Annotated in this window: 18 protein-coding genes and 1 tRNA gene; 7 read left to right on the forward strand and 12 right to left on the reverse strand. The window is 53.0% G+C overall.

Annotation, left to right across the window (positions count from 1 at the left end; translation table 11 throughout):
- Positions 1 to 79: 79 nt before the first annotated feature.
- Positions 80 to 199 (reverse strand): rho operon leader peptide, encoded by a 120-nt coding sequence (locus OGV93_RS12785; RefSeq protein WP_049259789.1) that lies wholly within the window; start codon positions 197 to 199, stop codon positions 80 to 82.
- Positions 200 to 329: 130 nt separating this feature from the next.
- Positions 330 to 659, reverse strand: a complete 330-nt coding sequence (gene trxA / locus OGV93_RS12790) for a thioredoxin TrxA (RefSeq protein WP_001280776.1) — start codon at positions 657 to 659, stop codon at positions 330 to 332.
- A gap of 143 nt (positions 660 to 802) precedes the next feature.
- Here trxA and rhlB point away from each other — a divergent pair, with 143 nt between their 5' ends.
- Together rhlB and gppA are read left to right on the forward strand one after the other, a co-directional pair.
- A complete protein-coding gene (rhlB, locus tag OGV93_RS12795) occupies positions 803 to 2071 on the forward strand; it encodes an ATP-dependent RNA helicase RhlB (protein WP_003829013.1) in 1269 nt (422 codons plus the stop codon).
- Positions 2072 to 2079: 8 nt separating this feature from the next.
- Positions 2080 to 3564, forward strand: a complete 1485-nt coding sequence (gene gppA / locus OGV93_RS12800; RefSeq protein WP_016157837.1) for a guanosine-5'-triphosphate,3'-diphosphate diphosphatase — start codon at positions 2080 to 2082, stop codon at positions 3562 to 3564.
- 47 nt (positions 3565 to 3611) lie between these two features.
- Here gppA and rep read toward each other — a convergent pair whose 3' ends face one another.
- Positions 3612 to 5633, reverse strand: a complete 2022-nt coding sequence (rep, locus tag OGV93_RS12805) for a DNA helicase Rep (RefSeq protein WP_101701048.1) — start codon at positions 5631 to 5633, stop codon at positions 3612 to 3614.
- A 145-nt stretch (positions 5634 to 5778) separates the two neighbouring features.
- On the opposite strand from rep, the gene ppiC reads away from it, so the two are divergent.
- Positions 5779 to 6060, forward strand: a complete 282-nt coding sequence (gene ppiC, locus OGV93_RS12810) for a peptidylprolyl isomerase PpiC (RefSeq protein WP_016155104.1) — start codon at positions 5779 to 5781, stop codon at positions 6058 to 6060.
- Positions 6061 to 6113: 53 nt separating this feature from the next.
- On the opposite strand, the gene ilvC is transcribed toward ppiC, so the two are convergent.
- The gene (gene ilvC / locus OGV93_RS12815) at positions 6114 to 7589 is read right to left on the reverse strand and encodes a ketol-acid reductoisomerase (RefSeq protein ID WP_016157835.1); all 1476 of its coding nucleotides are present in this window, start codon (positions 7587 to 7589) and stop codon (positions 6114 to 6116) included.
- A 152-nt stretch (positions 7590 to 7741) separates the two neighbouring features.
- Here ilvC and ilvY point away from each other — a divergent pair, with 152 nt between their 5' ends.
- Complete coding sequence (gene ilvY, locus OGV93_RS12820) at positions 7742 to 8644, forward strand: HTH-type transcriptional activator IlvY (RefSeq protein WP_016155102.1); 903 nt, start codon at positions 7742 to 7744, stop codon at positions 8642 to 8644.
- A gap of 175 nt (positions 8645 to 8819) precedes the next feature.
- The gene (gene fabV, locus OGV93_RS12825) at positions 8820 to 10013 is read left to right on the forward strand and encodes an enoyl-ACP reductase FabV (RefSeq protein ID WP_200084578.1); all 1194 of its coding nucleotides are present in this window, start codon (positions 8820 to 8822) and stop codon (positions 10011 to 10013) included.
- Positions 10014 to 10076: 63 nt separating this feature from the next.
- On the opposite strand, the gene ilvA is transcribed toward fabV, so the two are convergent.
- The 6 genes from ilvA to ilvL all read right to left on the reverse strand — a co-directional run bounded on the left by ilvA (position 10077) and on the right by ilvL (position 16728).
- Positions 10077 to 11621: a threonine ammonia-lyase, biosynthetic gene (ilvA, locus tag OGV93_RS12830; RefSeq protein WP_016157833.1), complete on the reverse strand. Its 1545-nt coding sequence runs from the start codon at positions 11619 to 11621 to the stop codon at positions 10077 to 10079.
- 5 nt (positions 11622 to 11626) lie between these two features.
- Positions 11627 to 13477, reverse strand: a complete 1851-nt coding sequence (gene ilvD / locus OGV93_RS12835; RefSeq protein ID WP_016157832.1) for a dihydroxy-acid dehydratase — start codon at positions 13475 to 13477, stop codon at positions 11627 to 11629.
- A 159-nt stretch (positions 13478 to 13636) separates the two neighbouring features.
- Complete coding sequence (locus OGV93_RS12840) at positions 13637 to 14566, reverse strand: branched-chain amino acid transaminase (protein WP_003829030.1); 930 nt, start codon at positions 14564 to 14566, stop codon at positions 13637 to 13639.
- Positions 14567 to 14583: 17 nt separating this feature from the next.
- Positions 14584 to 14847 carry an acetolactate synthase 2 small subunit gene (gene ilvM, locus OGV93_RS12845; RefSeq protein WP_003018017.1) on the reverse strand — a complete coding sequence of 88 codons (264 nt, stop codon included), beginning with the start codon at positions 14845 to 14847 and terminating at the stop codon, positions 14584 to 14586.
- Complete coding sequence (ilvG, locus tag OGV93_RS12850; protein ID WP_047416519.1) at positions 14844 to 16490, reverse strand: acetolactate synthase 2 catalytic subunit; 1647 nt, start codon at positions 16488 to 16490, stop codon at positions 14844 to 14846. Before ilvG ends, ilvM begins: the two co-directional genes overlap by 4 nt.
- 139 nt (positions 16491 to 16629) lie before the next feature.
- Positions 16630 to 16728 (reverse strand): ilv operon leader peptide, encoded by a 99-nt coding sequence (gene ilvL, locus OGV93_RS12855; RefSeq protein WP_001311244.1) that lies wholly within the window; start codon positions 16726 to 16728, stop codon positions 16630 to 16632.
- Positions 16729 to 17081: 353 nt separating this feature from the next.
- Here ilvL and OGV93_RS12860 point away from each other — a divergent pair, with 353 nt between their 5' ends.
- Positions 17082 to 18602, forward strand: a complete 1521-nt coding sequence (locus tag OGV93_RS12860; RefSeq protein WP_046274875.1) for a YifB family Mg chelatase-like AAA ATPase — start codon at positions 17082 to 17084, stop codon at positions 18600 to 18602.
- Positions 18603 to 18627: 25 nt separating this feature from the next.
- On the opposite strand, the gene maoP is transcribed toward OGV93_RS12860, so the two are convergent.
- The gene (gene maoP, locus OGV93_RS12865) at positions 18628 to 18966 is read right to left on the reverse strand and encodes a macrodomain Ori organization protein MaoP (protein WP_003018025.1); all 339 of its coding nucleotides are present in this window, start codon (positions 18964 to 18966) and stop codon (positions 18628 to 18630) included.
- Between the two features lie 106 nt (positions 18967 to 19072).
- On the opposite strand from maoP, the gene hdfR reads away from it, so the two are divergent.
- A complete protein-coding gene (gene hdfR, locus OGV93_RS12870) occupies positions 19073 to 19918 on the forward strand; it encodes an HTH-type transcriptional regulator HdfR (protein WP_287109609.1) in 846 nt (281 codons plus the stop codon).
- Between the two features lie 100 nt (positions 19919 to 20018).
- On the opposite strand, the gene OGV93_RS12875 is transcribed toward hdfR, so the two are convergent.
- Positions 20019 to 20094 (reverse strand) — tRNA-Trp (locus tag OGV93_RS12875).
- Positions 20095 to 20219: the final 125 nt, after the last annotated feature.

A 20219-nucleotide genomic window follows, 5' to 3' on the forward strand; every position in this document is an offset into this window, starting at 1 on the left:
GAGTTCTTAAACTTGGGGTAAATCTCGAACTTAATGTTGTGAATGGTATGGCAGGGTCATCCATGCCTGTTTACGGCCATCAACTCATGTCTGTTCGCTGTCTGGTCACAGGAAAGTACGCAGAACTGAAACGACAAGACGGATTGAGTGACAAGCCAGGAATCTGTCCACTTCTCGCGCGAGAAACAACGGGAAGTATTGGATATAACTAGATTCAAACTTAATAAGGTATGTTTAATACGAAGTCAACACTAACTTAGCACGACTCAAGTCGGGCGTCCAGTCATCCGAATCATTTCGAAGTATGGTCGCCCGATCATGAGACTTCCTTACGCTAAATTAGCGTCGAGGAATTCTTTCAACTGACCTTTGGATAGTGCGCCGACTTTAGTCGCCGCAACTTCGCCGTTTTTAAACAGCAGCAGGGTCGGGATGCCACGGATACCATACTTCGGCGCGGTGCCTGGGTTTTGGTCAATGTTCAGTTTAGCAACCGTCAATTTGCCCTGATATTCGTCAGCGATTTCATCCAGAATTGGAGCGATCATTTTGCACGGACCGCACCACTCTGCCCAGAAATCAACGAGGATAGCTCCGTCCGCTTTGAGTACATCCGTGTCAAAACTGTCGTCAGTCAGGTGAATAATTTTATCGCTCATATTAACTCCACAGGAATAAGCCTGGTGCGTTGGTGTACTCTTAATCAACGACGTGTTGATGTAGCATTAACCAACTAAAGGTTGACTTTATTTCACCGGATACGCTTTCGTAAAGCAATAGTAAGCTGATATTCTACCACACTATGAGCAAAACACATTTAACAGAACAGAAGTTTTCCGACTTCGCCCTGCACCCAAAGGTGATAGAAGCCCTTGAAAATAAAGGCTTTCATAACTGCACGCCCATTCAGGCCCTCGCGCTGCCGCTAACGCTGGCAGGTCGTGATGTTGCAGGGCAGGCGCAAACCGGTACCGGAAAAACGATGGCGTTCCTGACGTCAACGTTTCATTATCTTCTCTCTCATCCCGCGATTGCCGATCGCAAGGTGAACCAACCGCGTGCGTTAATTATGGCGCCAACGCGTGAGTTAGCCGTGCAGATCCACGCTGACGCCGAGCCGCTGGCACAGACCACCGGTTTGAAATTAGGCCTGGCTTATGGCGGCGACGGTTATGACAAACAGCTGAAAGTGCTGGAAAGCGGCGTCGATATTCTTATCGGCACGACCGGTCGTCTCATCGACTATGCAAAACAGAACCACATTAACCTGGGCGCGATTCAGGTCGTGGTGCTGGATGAAGCCGATCGTATGTACGATCTGGGTTTTATCAAAGATATCCGTTGGCTGTTCCGTCGTATGCCGCCAACCACCCAACGTCTGAACATGCTGTTTTCTGCAACCCTCTCTTACCGCGTTCGCGAACTGGCGTTCGAACAGATGAATAACGCCGAGTACGTTGAAGTCGAACCGGAACAGAAGACAGGTCACCGTATTAAAGAAGAGCTCTTCTATCCTTCCAACGAAGAGAAAATGCGTTTACTGCAAACGCTGATTGAAGAAGAGTGGCCAGATCGCGCCATCGTCTTTGCTAACACCAAGCATCGTTGTGAAGATATCTGGGGTAGCCTTGCCGCTGACGGTCATCGCGTCGGTCTGTTGACCGGTGACGTGGCGCAGAAAAAACGTCTGCGTATCCTTGATGAGTTCACCCGTGGCGATCTCGACATTCTCGTTGCGACGGATGTCGCCGCGCGTGGTCTGCATATCCCAGCCGTAACGCACGTATTTAACTATGACCTGCCGGATGACTGTGAAGATTACGTTCACCGTATCGGTCGTACCGGTCGCGCCGGAGCAAGCGGTCACTCTATCAGCCTGGCCTGTGAAGAATACGCGCTGAATTTACCAGCAATCGAGACCTATATCGGTCACTCAATCCCGGTCAGCAAGTACAACCCGGATGCGCTGATGACCGATCTGCCGAAGCCGTTACGCTTAACGCGTCCGCGCACAGGCAATGGCCCACGCCGTACCGGTGGTGCTCCGCGTAATCGTCGTCGTTCAGGTTAACGTTAGATATGCTCACAACCACTTCGCTGTACGCCGCAATTGATTTAGGCTCGAATAGTTTTCATATGCTGGTCGTACGCGAGGTGGCGGGAAGCATTCAGACGCTCACGCGTATTAAACGCAAGGTGCGTCTGGCCGCTGGCCTCAACAGCGACAACGTTCTTTCCGCTGAAGCTATGGAGCGCGGCTGGCAATGCCTGCGCCTGTTTGCTGAACGCCTGCAGGATATCCCTCAGCCGCAAATCCGCGTGGTCGCCACGGCAACATTACGCATCGCGGTAAACGCCGATGAGTTTATCGCCAAAGCGCAAGAGATCCTCGGCTGTCCTGTCCAGGTCATCAGCGGCGAAGAAGAAGCGCGGCTGATTTATCAAGGTGTTGCCCACACCACCGGCGGTGCCGATCAGCGTCTTGTCGTTGATATTGGCGGTGCCAGCACTGAACTGGTTACCGGCTCCGGCGCACAAACCACCTCTCTGTTCAGCCTGTCAATGGGCTGCGTCACCTGGCTCGAAAGGTATTTCACCAATCGTAATCTGGCACAGGAAAACTTTGACGAAGCAGAGAAAGCGGCTCGCGAAGTTCTGCGCCCGGTCGCCGACAAACTGCGTTTTCATGGCTGGAAAGTTTGCGTTGGTGCCTCTGGCACCGTCCAAGCGTTACAGGAAATCATGATGGCGCAAGGCATGGATGAGCGCATTACGTTGGCCAAGCTTCAGCAGCTTAAACAACGCGCAATTCATTGTGGTCGTCTGGAAGAGCTGGAAATAGAAGGGTTAACGCTGGAACGCGCACTGGTTTTTCCCAGCGGACTGGCCATTCTGATCGCCATTTTCACCGAACTGAATATTCAATGCATGACTCTGGCCGGCGGCGCACTACGCGAAGGTCTGGTCTACGGCATGCTGCACTTACCGGTTGATCAGGACATTCGCAGCCGTACGCTGCGTAATATTCAGCGTCGATTTATGGTCGACACCGATCAGGCGAATCGCGTCACGCAATTGGCTGTGCATTTACTCGAACAGGTGAAAGATGAGTGGCATCTTGAAGCTATTAGTCGTGAACTGCTGCAAAGTGCCTGTCAGTTGCATGAAATAGGACTGAGCGTAGAGTATAAGCAGGCGCCACTGCATGCCGCCTGGCTGGTACGTAATCTCGATCTCCCGGGCTTTACTCCCGCGCAGAAAAAACTGTTAGCCACGCTGTTGCTCAACCAAACTAATCCAGTCGATCTCTCTTCACTCCACCAGCAAAACGCTGTGCCACCACGCATCGCGGAGCACCTTTGCCGTTTGCTACGCCTGGCGATCATCTTCGCCGCTCGCCGTCGCGACGATTTAGTGCCACATATCACCCTGCAAGCTCAGGATGAGAATCTGACGTTAACGCTACCGGAAGGCTGGCTGGAACATCATCCATTAGGTACAGAGTTAATCGATCAGGAAATACAGTGGCAAAGCTATGTCCACTGGCCGCTGGAAGTGCATTAGATGCTGGCTGCCGGATAGCGCTTACGCTTATCCGGCCTACAAAAGACCTATTTCTCTTTGGCTTTTGCCATCATCGCCCGAATATTGGCAATGCTGGCCTGCCCTTTTTGCATCCGCTCCTCGGCACTCACCACTTTACGCTCCTGTTCCCAGATAACGTCATCTTGTGGTAGTTCCAACAGGAAACGGCTCGGTTCAGGTCGTACCAGTTCACCGTACTGACGGCGCTCTTTACACAGCGTGAAGATAAGTTCTTTCTGCGCACGTGTAATCCCGACGTAAGCCAGACGACGCTCTTCGTCGATGTTATCTTCATCGATGCTGCTCTGGTGCGGCAAAAATCCTTCTTCCATTCCCACCATAAATACGTACGGGAACTCCAGTCCTTTTGAAGCATGCAGCGTCATCAACTGCACCTGATCCAACTCCTCTTCGCTCTCTCCGCGCTCCATCATGTCGCGCAGGGTAAAGCGGGTAACGACCTGAGTCAGGGTCATTGGCTCTTCCAGCTCACTACCTTCCAGCATCTCCGTCATCCAGCTGAACAGCGTGTTGACGTTTTTCATACGCATTTCGGCCGCTTTCGGGCTCGGCGAGGTTTCATACAGCCAGGATTCGTAATCAATGCCGTGGATCAGATCGCGTACGGCGGCAACCGGCTCGCGCTCCGCCAGACGTTGAATTTCACCCAGCCAGTGCGTAAAGCGGGTCAGAGAATCATATCCGCGCCCGGTTAGCGTCTGGCTAAGTCCCATATCAAAGCTGGCGGTAAACAGGCTTTTATTACGCGTCATCGCCCATTCCCCCAACTTTTGCAGCGTGGCCGGACCGATTTCACGCTTTGGCGTATTTACGATGCGCAAAAATGCACTGTCATCATCCGGGTTGCTGAGCACGCGCAGATAGGCCAGCAGATCTTTAATCTCCGGACGTGAGAAGAACGACGTCCCGCCGGAAATTTTGTACGGGATGCGGTTCTGCATCAGAAACTTTTCGAACACTCGCGACTGATAATTACCGCGATACAGGATGGCGTAGTCTTTATACTGCGTCTTGTTCACAAAGTGATGGGCAATCAGTTCCCCGGTCACGCGTTCTGCTTCGTGCTCTTCATTATTCGCACTCAACACCTTCAGCTCAGCGCCGTAGCCAAGCTCAGAAAAGAGCCGTTTTTCAAAGACGTGTGGGTTGTTAGCAATAAGGATGTTCGCCGCCTTCAGGATACGCCCTGATGAACGATAGTTTTGCTCCAGCTTCACCACCTGCAGCGCCGGAAAATCTTTGCTTAACAGTACCAGGTTCTGCGGACGTGCCCCGCGCCAGGAGTAGATCGACTGATCGTCATCACCCACGACGGTAAAGCGCGCGCGTTTCCCCACCAGCAACTTCACCAACTCGTACTGGCTGGTGTTGGTATCCTGATATTCATCCACCAGCAGGTAGCGGATTCGGTTTTGCCAACGCTCACGTACTTCTTCATTGCGCTGCAACAGCAGCGTGGGGAGCAGGATCAGATCGTCAAAATCGAGGACGTTACACGCCTTCATATGCGCGTCATACAGACCATAGCAGTGGGCAAAAATACGATCGCGTTCACCCTTTGCACTGGCTGCCGCCTGCGCTGGGGTCATCAGATCGTTTTTCCAGTTGGAGATCGTTGAAATCAACTGTTGAAGGATAAGTTTATCGTCTTCAATTAGCCCTTCGGTCAATTCCTTAAGCAGGGCCACCTGGTCAGTATCATCAAACAACGAGAAGTTCGACTTCATCCCTAGCGCGGCGTATTCACGCTTAATGACATCCAGTCCCAGAGTGTGGAAAGTAGAGATCATCAACCCGCGCGCTTCTTTACGACCCAACGTTTGCGCCACACGCTCTTTCATCTCGCGCGCAGCCTTATTGGTAAAGGTTACTGCCGCAATATGCCGTGCCTGATAGCCACATTCACGGATCAGATGTGCGATTTTGTTTGTGATAACACGCGTCTTACCGGAACCCGCTCCCGCCAGCACCAGGCAAGGTCCGGTGACGAATTCGACGGCTTGTTGTTGTCCGGGGTTCAAACGCATAGAGGATTGCTCAATCTGTAAACACGGGGATGTGGATTGTAGCAGAAAGTGACGCCAGGGGGATCGGTCATAGCCCATCGTCGAAGACCATGGATTACATGCTACTATTGCGCCCTGATTTATCACTCAACTCAGAGCACAAACCATGGCAAAAACAGCATCAGCAGTGCATATCCTTGTTAAAGAAGAGAAACTGGCTCTAGATCTTCTGGAACAAATCAAAAATGGCGCCGATTTTGGTAAACTGGCGAAGAAACACTCTATCTGCCCGTCGGGCAAACGCGGCGGCGATTTAGGCGAATTCCGTCAGGGCCAGATGGTTCCGGCGTTTGATAAAGTGGTGTTCTCCTGCCCGGTGCTGGAGCCAACCGGCCCACTGCACACTCAGTTCGGTTACCACATCATTAAAGTGCTGTACCGTAACTAATAGAAAGCCCGGTGTGTTCAAACACCGGGCTTTTTTTGCCGAATGGCAGCCTCTTAGCCAGCTACAGCAATACGTTTCATATCAGTCATATAGCCACGCAGTTTCTGGCCAACTTTCTCGATAGCATGGCCACGAATAGCATCGTTCACGTCGCGCAACTGCGCGTTGTCTACCGCACCTTCGGCAATGGCTTTGCCCAGATCCCCGGTTTGCAGGGTAGTCATGAACTCTTTCAGCAGCGGTACGCACGCGTAAGAGAACAGGTAGTTACCGTATTCTGCGGTATCGGAAATGACTACGTTCATTTCGTACAGACGCTTACGGGCGATGGTGTTCGCGATCAGCGGCAGTTCGTGCAGTGATTCGTAGTAAGCTGACTCTTCGATGATGCCGGAATCCACCATGGTTTCAAACGCCAGCTCAACGCCAGCCTTCACCATCGCGATCATCAGCACGCCTTTATCGAAGTACTCCTGCTCGCCAATTTTACCTTCAAACTGCGGCGCGGTTTCGAACGCGGTTTTGCCGGTCTCTTCACGCCAGGTCAGCAGTTTCTTATCGTCGTTGGCCCAGTCAGCCATCATGCCTGAAGAGAATTCGCCGGAGATGATGTCATCCATGTGTTTCTGGAACAGCGGCGCCATGATCTCTTTCAGCTGTTCGGACAGCGCATAAGCACGCAGTTTCGCTGGGTTAGACAGACGATCCATCATCAGGGTGATACCGCCCTGCTTCAGCGCTTCGGTGATGGTTTCCCAGCCAAACTGAATCAGTTTTTCGGCGTAAGCCGGGTCAGTACCTTCTTCCACCAGCTTGTCGAAGCACAGCAGAGAGCCTGCCTGCAGCATACCGCACAGGATTGTCTGCTCGCCCATCAGGTCAGATTTCACTTCCGCAACGAAGGACGATTCCAGCACGCCCGCACGGTGACCGCCAGTGGCCGCAGCCCATGCTTTGGCAATCGCCATGCCTTCGCCTTTCGGATCGTTTTCCGGGTGAACGGCGATCAGGGTTGGAACACCAAAACCACGTTTGTACTCTTCACGCACTTCGGTACCCGGACACTTCGGCGCAACCATCACCACAGTGATATCTTTACGGATCTGCTCGCCCACTTCGACGATGTTGAAACCGTGGGAGTAGCCCAGCGCCGCGCCATCTTTCATCAGCGGCTGTACGGAACGTACAACGTCGGAGTGCTGTTTGTCCGGGGTCAGGTTAACCACCAGATCCGCCTGCGGGATCAGCTCTTCGTAGGTACCTACTTTGAAGCCATTTTCGGTCGCTTTGCGCCAGGAAGCGCGCTTCTCAGCAATCGCTTCTTTACGCAGGGCGTAGGAGATATCCAAACCGGAGTCGCGCATGTTCAGGCCTTGGTTCAGCCCCTGAGCACCGCACCCGACGATGACCACTTTTTTACCCTGAAGGTAGCTTGCGCCATCGGCGAATTCGTCGCGACCCATAAAGCGACATTTGCCCAGCTGCGCCAGCTGCTGGCGCAGGTTCAGTGTATTAAAGTAGTTAGCCATGGTGATACCTCGTGATGTTGTACTGTCTTATTGTTCGGTTCGCGTTTCAGCGAGAATGAACCCACATTACAACAGGAAAATTATTGCGGAAATTGATATATTCACAACATCACATTGCAATATCTGCAACGTAGAAAATCGGAGGCTCGTCCGTGGATTTACGCGATCTGAAAATGTTCCTGCATCTGGCGGAAAGCCGCCACTTTGGCCGCAGTGCGCGGGCGATGCACGTCAGCCCCTCCACACTCTCACGCCAGATCCAACGGCTGGAAGAAGATCTCGGCCAGGCGCTGTTTGTGCGCGATAACCGTACGGTCACGCTGACCGAAGCAGGCGAAGAGCTGCGAGTGTTTGCCCAGCAGACGCTGTTGCAGTATCAACAATTGCGCCACACCCTCGATCAGCAGGGACCGTCGTTGTCGGGCGAGCTGCATATCTTCTGCTCGGTTACCGCCGCCTACAGCCACCTGCCGCCAATTCTCGACCGCTTTCGCGCCGAGCACCCCTCGGTTGAAATTAAGCTCACCACCGGCGATGCCGCTGATGCGATGGACAAAGTGGTCACCGGAGAGGCCGATCTGGCAATAGCGGGTAAGCCAGAGACGCTGCCCGGTGCTGTGGCATTCTCGATGCTGGAGAATTTAACGGTAGTGTTGATCGCACCAGCATTGCCTTGCCCGGTACGGAATCAGGTTTCGGTCGATAAGCCGGACTGGTCGACGGTGCCGTTTATCATGGCCGACCAGGGGCCGGTACGCCGCCGCATCGAGTTGTGGTTCCGCCGTCACAAAATCAGCAACCCATCGATTTACGCCACCGTGGGGGGGCACGAAGCGATGGTCTCGATGGTGGCGCTGGGTTGCGGCGTGGCGCTGCTGCCGGAAGTGGTGCTGGAAAACAGCCCGGAGCCGGTACGGAATCGCGTGATGATTTTAGAACGCAGCGACGAAAAAACGCCGTTCGAGCTGGGCGTCTGCGCGCCGAAAAAACGGCTGCATGAGCCGCTCATAGACGCGTTCTGGAAGATTGTTCTGGAGCGTAAATCCGCCGAGTAGCGCCAGCATCAGGCCTAAAATCAGTGGTAGATTCAGTATTGGCACTCCTTTTCTGTATAATGTCCCGTGCCATAATAGATGTGGGGGGCTTGTTAACCATCACGTTTAGCAAGCCAGAACAGACGGTGTCATTGCGCACTTGACAGCGAAAATACAAACTTAATTAGCCATCATTATGATAATCAAACCAAAAATTCGTGGATTCATCTGTACAACGACCCATCCGACTGGCTGCAAAGTCAATGTGGAAAAACAGATCGATTATGTGAAGAAAAACGGGAAAATCGCTAACGGCCCTTCCCGCGTGCTGGTCATCGGTGCTTCCACCGGTTACGGCCTTGCTTCCAGAATTTCCGCCGCGTTTGGCAGCGGAGCCGCCACTATCGGCGTATTTTTCGAAAAACCAGGCACGGAAACCAAGCCAGGTTCCGCGGGCTGGTATAACTCTGCAGCCTTCGATGAGGCTGCAAAACGTGAAGGTCTGTATTCCAAAAGCATCAACGGCGACGCGTTCTCCGACGAGTGTCGCGACGAAGTTATCAAACTGATCAAAGAAGACCTGGGTCAGATTGACCTGGTGGTTTACTCACTGGCATCTCCGGTACGTAAAATGCCGAAAACCGGTGAAATCGTCCGTTCTGCGCTGAAGCCAATCGGTGAGGTTTATACCTCTAAAGCGATCGATACCAACAAAGATCAGATCATAACCGCCAGCATTGAGCCGGCAACCGAAGAAGAAGTTCAGAACACCGTCACCGTCATGGGCGGCGAAGACTGGGAACTGTGGATGGGCGCGCTGAGCGAAGCAGGCGTGCTGGCTGACGGCGTGAAAACCGTTGCCTACTCCTACATCGGTACCGACCTGACCTGGCCAATCTACTGGCACGGCGCGCTGGGCAAAGCAAAAGAAGATCTCGACCGCGCGGCAGGCGCGCTGCGTAATCAACTGGTTCCGCTGAACGGTTCCGCTAACGTTGCCGTACTGAAATCCGTTATCACGCAGGCCTCTTCTGCGATTCCGGTGATGCCGCTGTACATCTCCATGGTCTTCAAGCTGATGAAAGAACAGGGCATTCATGAAGGCTGCATCGAGCAGATCAACCGTCTGATGACCACCAGCCTGTACGGCGATAAAGTGGCGCTTGATGACAACCAGCGTATCCGTATGGATGACTGGGAACTGCGTGAAGACATTCAGCAGGCATGCCGCGATCTGTGGCCGCTGATCACTACCGAAAACCTGGCGCAAAAAACGGACTATGCAGGATATAAGCAGGAATTCCTGAATCTGTTCGGTTTTGGTCTCGACGAAGTGGATTACGATGCGGATGTAAACACCGAAGTCGAATTCGAAGTCATCACGCTGTAATCTGCTGATACAGTTGCAAATAGGGTTCATGTTTTTACATGAACCCTTTTTTAATGGCTGCCGCTAACCCGCCAGGAAGAACCTGAACGCCGGGTTATGCGTTTCATCGTGACAGTCATAACCCAGTTCGTTCAGTCGCGTTTCGAAATCAGGCTCGTGCTCACCCAACTCAAACGCCGCCAGTACGCGACCATAATCGGTTCCGTGGCTACGATAGTGGAACAATGAAATATTCCAGTGCGTCCCCAGGGTATGCAGGAATTTGAGCAACGCCCCCGGAGATTCCGGGAATTCGAAGCTGTACAGCCGCTCCTGCAAGGGTTTCGACGGGCGCCCACCGACCATGTAGCGCACGTGCAGCTTCGCCATTTCGTCGTCGGACAAATCCACTACGCTGTAGCCGCCCTCATTAAGCAACTGGAGGATTTCCTTACGCTCTTCCAGCCCACGGCTCAGACGGACGCCAACAAAAATACAGGCGTCTTTCGCATCAGCAAATCGGTAGTTAAACTCGGTAACCGAGCGTCCTCCCAACAGCTGGCAAAACTTCAGGAAGCTGCCCTTTTCTTCCGGAATAGTTACGGCCAGCAACGCTTCGCGCTGTTCGCCCAGCTCGCAACGTTCGGAAACATAACGTAGGCCATGGAAGTTAACGTTAGCGCCGGAAAGGATATGCGCCAGACGTTCGCCACGAATGTTGTGCTGGGCAATGTACTTTTTCATCCCCGCCAGCGCCAGCGCACCGGATGGTTCCGCCACCGCGCGCACATCCTCGAACAGATCTTTCATTGCCGCGCAGATAGCGTCGCTATCGACAGTGATGATGTCGTCGAGATACTCCTGGCACAAACGGAAGGTTTCGTCGCCGATACGTTTCACCGCCACGCCTTCAGCAAAGAGGCCAACACGCGGAAGATCGACCGGTTGACCGGCATCCAGCGCCGCTTTCAGGCAGGCTGAGTCTTCAGCTTCAACGGCAATCACTTTGATCTGCGGCATCAACTGTTTGATCAGCACCGCCACGCCTGCCGCTAATCCGCCACCGCCCACCGGCACGAATACACGATCAAGGTGGGCATCCTGCTGCAATAACTCCAGTGCCAGCGTGCCCTGCCCGGCAATCACCATCGGATGGTCGAACGGAGGAACCCAGGTAAAACCCTGCTGCTGCGACAGCTCAATCGCTTTGGCTTTGGCTTCATCAAAATTCGCGCCGTGTAGCAGTACTTCACCACCGAAACCGCGAACGGCATCGACTTTGATATCGGCGGTAGCCGTAGGCATGACAATCAGCGCCTTCACGCCTAATCGCGCAGAAGAGAAAGCTACACCCTGAGCATGATTACCCGCCGATGCGGTGATTACGCCATGCGCTTTTTGCTCTTCGGTCAGACCGGCCATCATGGCATAGGCACCGCGCAGCTTGAAGCTGTGAACGGGTTGACGGTCTTCGCGCTTCACCAGGATCACGTTATCGAGGCGCGAAGAGAGTTTTTCCATTTTTTGTAGCGGTGTGACCTGCGCCGCTTCGTATACCGGCGCACGCAGCACTGCTCTGAGGTACTCGGCGCCTTCTGGAGCGCCGGACAGGGGTTGAGAATCCGCCATGGTCATTATCCCCCTAGTTTCGACTTATCGCGCACCGCACCTTTGTCGGCGCTGGTTGCCAGGCTGGCGTAAGCGCGCAGCGCAAAGGAGACCTGACGCTGACGATCTTTTGGCGTCCAGGCTTTGTCACCACGAGCTTCTTGCGCTTCACGGCGCGCAGCGATTTCCGCATCGCTCAGTTGCAGTTGAATGCCACGATTCGGGATATCGATAGCAATCATGTCGCCATCTTCGATAATTGCGATATTACCGCCGCTGGCAGCTTCAGGAGAAACGTGACCAATGGAAAGCCCCGAAGTACCGCCAGAGAAACGACCGTCGGTAATCAGCGCGCAGGCCTTACCGAGACCCATCGATTTCAGGAAGGTGGTTGGGTAGAGCATTTCCTGCATGCCTGGCCCGCCCTTCGGCCCTTCGTAGCGAATCACCACCACGTCGCCGGCAACCACTTTACCGCCGAGGATAGCTTCAACCGCATCGTCCTGGCTTTCATACACTTTTGCCGGGCCGGTGAATTTCAGGATGCTGTCATCCACACCAGCGGTTTTTACGATACAGCCGTTTTCCGCGAAGTTACCGTACAGGACTGCCAGGCCGCCGTCTTTGCTGTAAGCATGTTCCAACGAGCGAATGCAACCTTCTGCGCGGTCATCATCCAGGGTGTCCCAACGACAATCCTGTGAGAACGCCTGGGTGGTACGGATGCCAGCCGGACCTGCGCGGAACATTTTTTTCACCGCGTCGTCTTTGGTCAGCATAACGTCATAACTATCGAGCGTTTGCGGCAGAGTCAGCCCCAGCACGTTTTTCACGTCGCGGTTCAGTAGCCCGGCGCGATCCAGCTCACCTAAAATGCCCAGTACGCCGCCCGCGCGGTGCACGTCTTCCATATGGTATTTCTGCGTACTCGGCGCAACTTTACACAGTTGCGGGACTTTGCGGGACAACTTATCAATATCACTCATGGTGAAGTCGATTTCCGCTTCCTGCGCGGCCGCCAGCAGGTGCAGAACGGTGTTGGTGGAGCCGCCCATCGCGATATCCAGTGTCATGGCGTTCTCAAACGCCGCCTTGCTGGCAATGTTGCGCGGCAGGGCTGAAGCGTCATCCTGCTCGTAGTAGCGTTTGGTCAGCTCGACTATGCGTTTACCTGCGTTGAGGAACAGCTCTTTACGGTCGGCATGAGTCGCCAACAGCGAACCGTTACCCGGCTGCGACAGACCCAGCGCTTCGGTCAGACAGTTCATCGAGTTGGCGGTGAACATCCCGGAGCACGAGCCGCAGGTCGGACAGGCCGAACGTTCAACCTGCTCGCTCTGCGAGTCGGAGACTTTCGGGTCTGCGCCCTGAATCATCGCATCAACCAGATCAAGCTTGATGATTTGGTCAGAGAGCTTGGTTTTCCCAGCTTCCATTGGGCCGCCGGAAACAAATATCACCGGAATGTTTAGCCGCAGAGAGGCCATTAACATCCCGGGGGTGATTTTATCGCAGTTAGAGATGCAGACCATCGCATCGGCGCAGTGGGCGTTAACCATATATTCCACTGAATCGGCGATCAGCTCACGCGACGGCAGTGAATAAAGCATGCCGCCATGACCCATGGCGATACCATCATCCACGGCAATGGTGTTGAACTCTTTCGCCACGCCGCCTGAGGCTTCGATTTGTTCGGCAACCAGCTTACCGAGATCGCGCAGGTGGACGTGGCCCGGCACAAACTGGGTAAAGGAGTTCACCACAGCGATAATCGGTTTACCGAAGTCATCATCGGTCATCCCGGTGGCGCGCCACAGTGCGCGGGCACCCGCCATATTACGGCCGTGGGTGGTGGTAGCAGAACGATACTTAGGCATGCTTGATTAACTCCCGTCTGTCTTTCCCCTGCATATTTCACGCCGCAGGTGCGTTGGCTGCCTCGCTCCCCCCAGTCACCTACTAAAGTAAGCTCCTGGGGACTCGCTGCGTTGCCGTGTTCCTGCAACGTGAACTATTTTGGGGAAATATTAATTTTGTTATTGGTTTACTGAATCCAACCAGCCGTATTTATCTTCCGTTTCACCGGTGAAGAGGCCAAAGAAGGCCTGCTGGATGCGTTTGGTGACCGGACCGCAGCGGCCTTCGCCCACCTGAATACCATCGACGCTGCGTACTGGGGTGATTTCGGCCGCGGTACCGGACATGAACACTTCGTCGGCCAGGTACAGCGATTCACGAGACAGCACCTGCTCACGCACTTCGATATCGAGATCTTTCGCCAGCTTAATGATCGCATCACGGGTGATACCCGGCAGCGCGGAAGAGGTAAACGGCGGGGTAAACAGAATGCCGTCTTTTACTTCAAACAGGTTTTCGCCCGCGCCTTCGGAGATGTAGCCATTCACATCCAGCGCAATGCCTTCCTGGTAGCCATGACGACGCGCTTCACTACCCACCAGCAGCGAAGACAGATAGTTACCACCTGCTTTAGCAGCGGTAGGAATCGTGTTCGGCGCAACGCGGTTCCAGGAAGAAACCATCGCGTCGATCCCCTGCTCCAGCGCTTCAGCACCGAGGTAAGCCCCCCATGGGAACGCGGCGATTATCACATCAGTGGTGTATCCCGCAGGCGGGTTAACGCCCATCCCTACGTCGCCAACAAACACCAGCGGACGGATATAGGCGCTGGTCAGGTTGTTTTTACGAATCACCTCACGGCAAGCTTCCATCAGCTCATCAACGCTCTGAGAAACGGGAAAACGATAGATCTTGGCTGAATCACGCAGACGCTGCATATGTTCGCGATGACGGAACACTACCGGCCCTTTGTGAGAATCGTAGCAACGGATCCCTTCAAATACAGAAGTACCGTAGTGCAGCGCGTGGGACATCACGTGGACCTTCGCGTCTTCCCAACGAATCATCTCGCCATTAGACCAAATGTAATCAGCTTTTTTCGTCGTCATTTTTCTTCCTTTTGCGCTCAGGCGCGGATTTGTTGTGATGTGGTTGTGCTCTGGCAGATAGCAACATGTGCAACATCTACCAGTTTACTTAACTGACTAAACAGTAAGTCGACCGACCGGGGGCTGGCAACGGTCAATTCGATATTTATATTCTGCGCATCGCTGGCGGCTTCCATATTCATGGAGCACACCTGAAAACCACGATGGCGTACCACGCGTAAAACACGTTCTAACGTTTCCGGATTGAAACGAGCCTCAACGGCGACCTGATGTTGCATCATGATAATTTCTCCAGCATTTCTGAGTTACTGGCGCCAGGTGGCACCAGAGGCCAGACATTCTCAAGTTCGTCGATTGAGACATGAAGCAAGTATGGCCCCTCGCTGTTCAGCATGGTGTCGAGTGCCGCTTCAACCTGGTCTTTACGGGTGATGTGTTGACCAGGAATGCCGAAGGCTCTGGCCAACATGAGGAAATCGGGGTTATCGGTAAGGGTGGTTTCGCTATAACGTTCCTGGAAAAACAGCTGCTGCCATTGTCGCACCATTCCTAACCGCTGGTTGTCGAGTAAAACTATCTTCAGCGGCAACTGCTTGCGTTTTACGGTGCCCAATTCCTGTACATTCATCATGAAGGAACCGTCACCGGAGATACAGATTACCGTATCATTCGGGCGAGCAACCTGCGCGCCAACCGCTGCTGGCAGGCCAAAGCCCATCGTCCCCAGACCGCTCGACGTGATGAAGTTTTCAGGGCGAGTGTAGGTCATATGCTGTGCCGACCACATCTGATGCTGGCCTACATCCGTTGTCACTACGCTATCCGCAGGTTTGCGATCGGATAACTGCTTTAACAACAGTGGCGCATAGATAGCTTCCCCCGGATGGTCGTAGCGCCAGGTATGTTCTGCGCGCAGTTCAGCGCTGTGCTGACGCCATTCGTCAATCTTCATCAATTGCTGTAATGCTGGCAGAAGAGAATTTAAATCCCCCTGCAGCGCCACGTGTGCCTGGCGCAGTTTGTTCATTTCCGCTGGGTCGATATCCATGTGGATTACGCTGGCGTTCGGTGCGAAGGTATTCAGCTTGCCAGTCACCCGGTCATCAAAACGTGCGCCAACCGCAATCAGTAAATCGCACTCTTGCACCGCGAAATTCGCGGCTTTAGTACCGTGCATTCCCAACATGCCCAAATAGTACGGGTAGTCAGCATCTACTGCGCCCAGACCTTTCAGCGTGCAGGCGACCGGCATTTGGGTTACCGCGATAAATTCACGCAGGGCCGGGACCGCCTGCGCCATACCTACGCCACCACCTACGTACAGGATGGGCTTTTGCGCCTGCGCCAGCATTTTACGTGCCTGCTCAACGTCAGCGTGCGGAAACGTCTCTACGTTTTCGACGGTCGTAAAATATGGCTCCAGCGTACCGCTGGCTAATTGGATGTCTTTCGGGATATCAACCAGAACCGGACCCGGACGACCGGAATTCGCCACGGCGAAAGCCTCAGCCATGATACGCGGCAGCTCTTCGAGTGACTGTACCAGGAAGCTGTGTTTGGTGCAGGACAGAGACATCCCCAGCACGTCCACTTCCTGGAACGCATCCGTTCCGATGAAAGGTGATGCCACCTGACCGGTGATCGCCACCACTGGAACAGAATCTAACAGCGCATCGGCAAGGCCCGTGATCAGGTTGGTTGCGCCAGGGCCGGAGGTAGCGATACAAACGCCGGTTTTACCGGTCGCACGGGCATAGCCAATCGCCGCCATTGCGGCACCCTGCTCGTGTCGGCACAACAGGTGCTCTACGCCGCCGTCATACAACGCATCGTAAACCGGCATAATTGCGCCACCAGGATAACCAAAGACGGTTTGAACCCCTTGTGCACGCAACGCATGTACCACCCACTGTGCCCCATTCATAGTTACATCCCCGCCGTAAATCTTGAGAAACAGAATTTTATGCTACCGTTCACTTTCTGCTCCTCGTGTATGTTTTTAAGGTCAAAAAAAACCCCCGGACCTTTCGGTGCGGGGGTCTTAGTTCGTTAAGGCTTGTTTTCTAAGCCTTTCCTCGTCCAAGTGCAGCCCCGCACGGTGGGATAATAATCACCACCACGCTAATCACGACCAGGCTAATCACTCGTAGAAGGGCTGTCATTTTTGTATTTTCTTGCATCTTGTTCGAAGGAATACCTAAAGAGTTACCATAGAATTTGCAAATGACACAAGATATTTTTTTATTCGTTTTTCTGACGTCGTTAACGGTTTAGATAAATACCGTTGTTTTTTATACAAAAAAATCAAAAATGAAAATATTTCACGCTTCAGGCGATCCTCGGTAACCCGATCCCCAATACAAACACCATTCAAAAGCATTTGCGGGCGTCATTCCAGGCTTAATGCAAGCAGTTATACGTTGCGCAAAAATACGGGAATCAGCATCTAAAAACCGTAATTATATGAAATCTTGCCGCGATGTATTACGACATAATACTTTTATCAGGAGGAATTATGTCACTATCGATTGTTCACACACGCGCCGCGCTAGGCGTGAATGCGCCAGCCATTACCATCGAGGTACATATCAGCAACGGCCTGCCTGGTTTAACCATGGTGGGGCTGCCCGAAACGACGGTGAAAGAGGCTCGCGATCGGGTACGCAGTGCGATTATTAATAGCGGTTATGAATTCCCGGCAAAGAAGATAACTATAAACCTCGCTCCGGCCGATCTCCCGAAAGAAGGGGGGCGATATGATTTACCTATCGCTGTTGCGCTTCTGGCCGCTTCTGAGCAGCTTACACCCCACAATCTCGACACCTACGAGCTGGTAGGTGAATTAGCGCTTACAGGCGCGCTACGCGGCGTTCCCGGCGCGATATCAAGCGCAACCGAGGCCATTCGTGCAGGCAGGCGAATTATTGTCGCAAAAGAGAATGCCGCTGAAGTTGGACTGATACACGGCGAAGGGTGCCTGATCGCCGATCACCTGCAGACCGTATGCGCATTTCTCGAAGGTAAGCATGATTTAGACAGGCCATCATCCGCAGATTTTACGCCTAACGCATTAGCTGATGATCTGAGCGATGTTATCGGCCAGGAACAGGGTAAACGCGGGCTGGAGCTTACCGCAGCAGGCGGCCACAATCTCTTGCTCATCGGCCCGCCGGGTACGGGAAAGACTATGCTAGCCAGTCGACTCAGAGGGCTGCTCCCTCCACTTAGCAACGATGAAGCGCTGGAAAGTGCCGCGATACTCAGTCTGATCCATTCCGACACGATACAAAAACAGTGGAAGCAGCGCCCTTTTCGCTCGCCACATCACAGTGCTTCATTAACCGCCATGGTCGGTGGAGGCTCTATTCCTGCGCCAGGAGAGATCTCTTTGGCGCACAACGGCATACTGTTTCTGGATGAACTACCCGAGTTTGAGCGGCGCACGCTGGATGCACTGCGCGAACCCATCGAGTCCGGGCAGATCCATCTATCCCGCACCAGAGCAAAAATAACCTATCCCGCACGCTTTCAACTCATAGCTGCGATGAATCCAAGCCCGACGGGCCATTATCAGGGGAACCATAACCGCTGTACCCCAGAACAGACACTGCGCTACCTAAATCGATTGTCAGGTCCATTTCTTGACCGCTTCGACCTCTCCCTCGAAATTCCCTTACCGCCGCCCGGTATACTCAGCCAGAGCGCGATGAAAGGGGAAAATAGCGCAACGGTGAAGCAACGTGTTATGGCAGCGCGAGAGCGTCAGTATCAGCGGCAAAATAAGTTAAACGCACATCTGGACAGTCAGGATATTCATAAATACTGCCTACTGCGTAGCGACGATGCACAGTGGCTTGAAGAAACGCTCGCGCATCTCGGATTGTCTATCCGCGCCTGGCTGCGCCTGATTAAGGTCGCTCGAACGATTGCGGATATCGAACAATGTGATCACATCTCTCGCCAGCATTTACAGGAGGCCGTTGGGTACCGAGCGATAGACAGGTTACTCATTCATCTGCAGAAACTACTGACATAAAAAAAGGGCTTTCGCCCTTTTTTTATTAATCATCTGATTCGGTGTAGTCTTCTGCGCCTTCCACCTGAGGTTTCCCACCCGATAAGGTGTGGAAGCGTTTTGGACGCTTAATACGCGTCATGTATTTAGACCACACACGTTCAGCTTCGGTAACCGGCTCACGTTCACCACGGCATACCGCAACAAACAGTTTTTCTTCTTCAGTTACCGGCTCACGCTTGCCCAGATCCAGCTCGTTGAAAGCATAACCGTGACGCTCAAGCAGTTGTGCTTCTTTAATGGTGAAATCACCATGACGGGAGAATCCGCGGGGATAATATTTATTATCGAAATATCGATTAGTCGTCGTAAAGCTTTCCGCCATCCTGCACGCTCCTAATTCTTTGGCCGAGCTATTTATGGCGCGGAGTATTAGTTACGCTTGACAGAGCGTCAAACAAAAGATTTAAATCATAACGACAAATAATTTTATGGAGCGAGTTGTGGATACGGAATTGTTAAAAACTTTCCTGGAAGTTAGCCGGACACGCCACTTTGGCAGGGCTGCTGAAGCGCTCTACCTGACCCAATCAGCGGTTAGTTTCCGGATCAGACAACTGGAAAATCAATTGGGTGTAAACCTGTTCACCCGACACAGAAACAATATCCGTTTAACCGCTGCAGGTGAAAAATTATTGCCTTACGCCGAAACGTTGATGAATACGTGGCAGGCAGCACGTAAGGAAGTCGCGAATACCTCGCGGCATAACGAGTTTTCTATCGGTGCCAGCGCATCTCTGTGGGAGTGCATGCTTAATGACTGGTTGAAGCGTTTGTATCAATCTCAGGAGCCACAATCCAGCCTGCAGTTTGAAGCGAGGATCGCTCAACGCCAATCGTTAGTAAAACAGCTTCATGAACGACAGCTTGATCTACTGATTACTACCGAAACACCCAAAATGGACGAATTTAGCAGCCAACTGTTGGGATATTTCACGCTGGCGCTCTATTGCAGCTCTCCTTCGCAAACCAAAAATGAGCTGAATTATTTACGCCTGGAATGGGGACCCGATTTTCAACAACACGAAGCGGGACTAATAGCGGGAGATGAAGTGCCGGTACTCACCACCAGTTCGGCAGAATTGGCCAGGCAGCAACTTTCAGTGATTAAGGGCTTTAGCTGGCTTCCCGTCAACTGGGCCAAAACCAAAAGCGATCTCCATACGGTTACCGACAGTACAACGCTTTCACGTCCTTTATATGCAGTTTGGCTGCAAAACAGCGATAAAAATGGACTAATTTGCGATCTGCTGAGAACAGATATTCTGGAAAATTAAAGAAAATATAGGCAAGGATGCCGGGAGTAAAACAGCAGGAAGGCATAATTCAAATTGCAGGTAAAAAAAAATCCTTAGCAAAAATGCTAAGGATTGTTTCTGGCAGGGGCGGAGAGACTCGAACTCGCGACACCCGGTTTTGGAGACCGGTGCTCTACCAACTGAGCTACGCCCCTAAATTTTCTTATCATTAAGCCTGCTTGGTAGCAGGCTTAATTTTCTAATAAGTGGCGGAACGGACGGGACTCGAACCCGCGACCCCCTGCGTGACAGGCAGGTATTCTAACCAACTGAACTACCG

The sequence above is a fragment of the Citrobacter sp. Cb031 genome, assembly GCF_030336725.1.
GTDB lineage: Bacteria > Pseudomonadota > Gammaproteobacteria > Enterobacterales > Enterobacteriaceae > Citrobacter > Citrobacter braakii.

Coding starts and splice junctions, on each gene's coding strand:
- OGV93_RS12840 (WP_003829030.1), bottom strand. CDS start 14,566: ATGACGACGAAAAAAGCTGATTACATTTGGTCTAATGGCGAGATGATT.
- ilvC (WP_016157835.1), bottom strand. CDS start 7,589: ATGGCTAACTACTTTAATACACTGAACCTGCGCCAGCAGCTGGCGCAG.
- ppiC (WP_016155104.1), top strand. CDS start 5,779: ATGGCAAAAACAGCATCAGCAGTGCATATCCTTGTTAAAGAAGAGAAA.
- fabV (WP_200084578.1), top strand. CDS start 8,820: ATGATAATCAAACCAAAAATTCGTGGATTCATCTGTACAACGACCCAT.
- rhlB (WP_003829013.1), top strand. CDS start 803: ATGAGCAAAACACATTTAACAGAACAGAAGTTTTCCGACTTCGCCCTG.
- rep (WP_101701048.1), bottom strand. CDS start 5,633: ATGCGTTTGAACCCCGGACAACAACAAGCCGTCGAATTCGTCACCGGA.
- gppA (WP_016157837.1), top strand. CDS start 2,080: ATGCTCACAACCACTTCGCTGTACGCCGCAATTGATTTAGGCTCGAAT.
- OGV93_RS12860 (WP_046274875.1), top strand. CDS start 17,082: ATGTCACTATCGATTGTTCACACACGCGCCGCGCTAGGCGTGAATGCG.
- ilvA (WP_016157833.1), bottom strand. CDS start 11,621: ATGGCGGATTCTCAACCCCTGTCCGGCGCTCCAGAAGGCGCCGAGTAC.
- maoP (WP_003018025.1), bottom strand. CDS start 18,966: ATGGCGGAAAGCTTTACGACGACTAATCGATATTTCGATAATAAATAT.
- ilvL (WP_001311244.1), bottom strand. CDS start 16,728: ATGACAGCCCTTCTACGAGTGATTAGCCTGGTCGTGATTAGCGTGGTG.
- ilvM (WP_003018017.1), bottom strand. CDS start 14,847: ATGATGCAACATCAGGTCGCCGTTGAGGCTCGTTTCAATCCGGAAACG.
- hdfR (WP_287109609.1), top strand. CDS start 19,073: ATGGAGCGAGTTGTGGATACGGAATTGTTAAAAACTTTCCTGGAAGTT.
- ilvD (WP_016157832.1), bottom strand. CDS start 13,477: ATGCCTAAGTATCGTTCTGCTACCACCACCCACGGCCGTAATATGGCG.
- ilvG (WP_047416519.1), bottom strand. CDS start 16,490: ATGAATGGGGCACAGTGGGTGGTACATGCGTTGCGTGCACAAGGGGTT.
- trxA (WP_001280776.1), bottom strand. CDS start 659: ATGAGCGATAAAATTATTCACCTGACTGACGACAGTTTTGACACGGAT.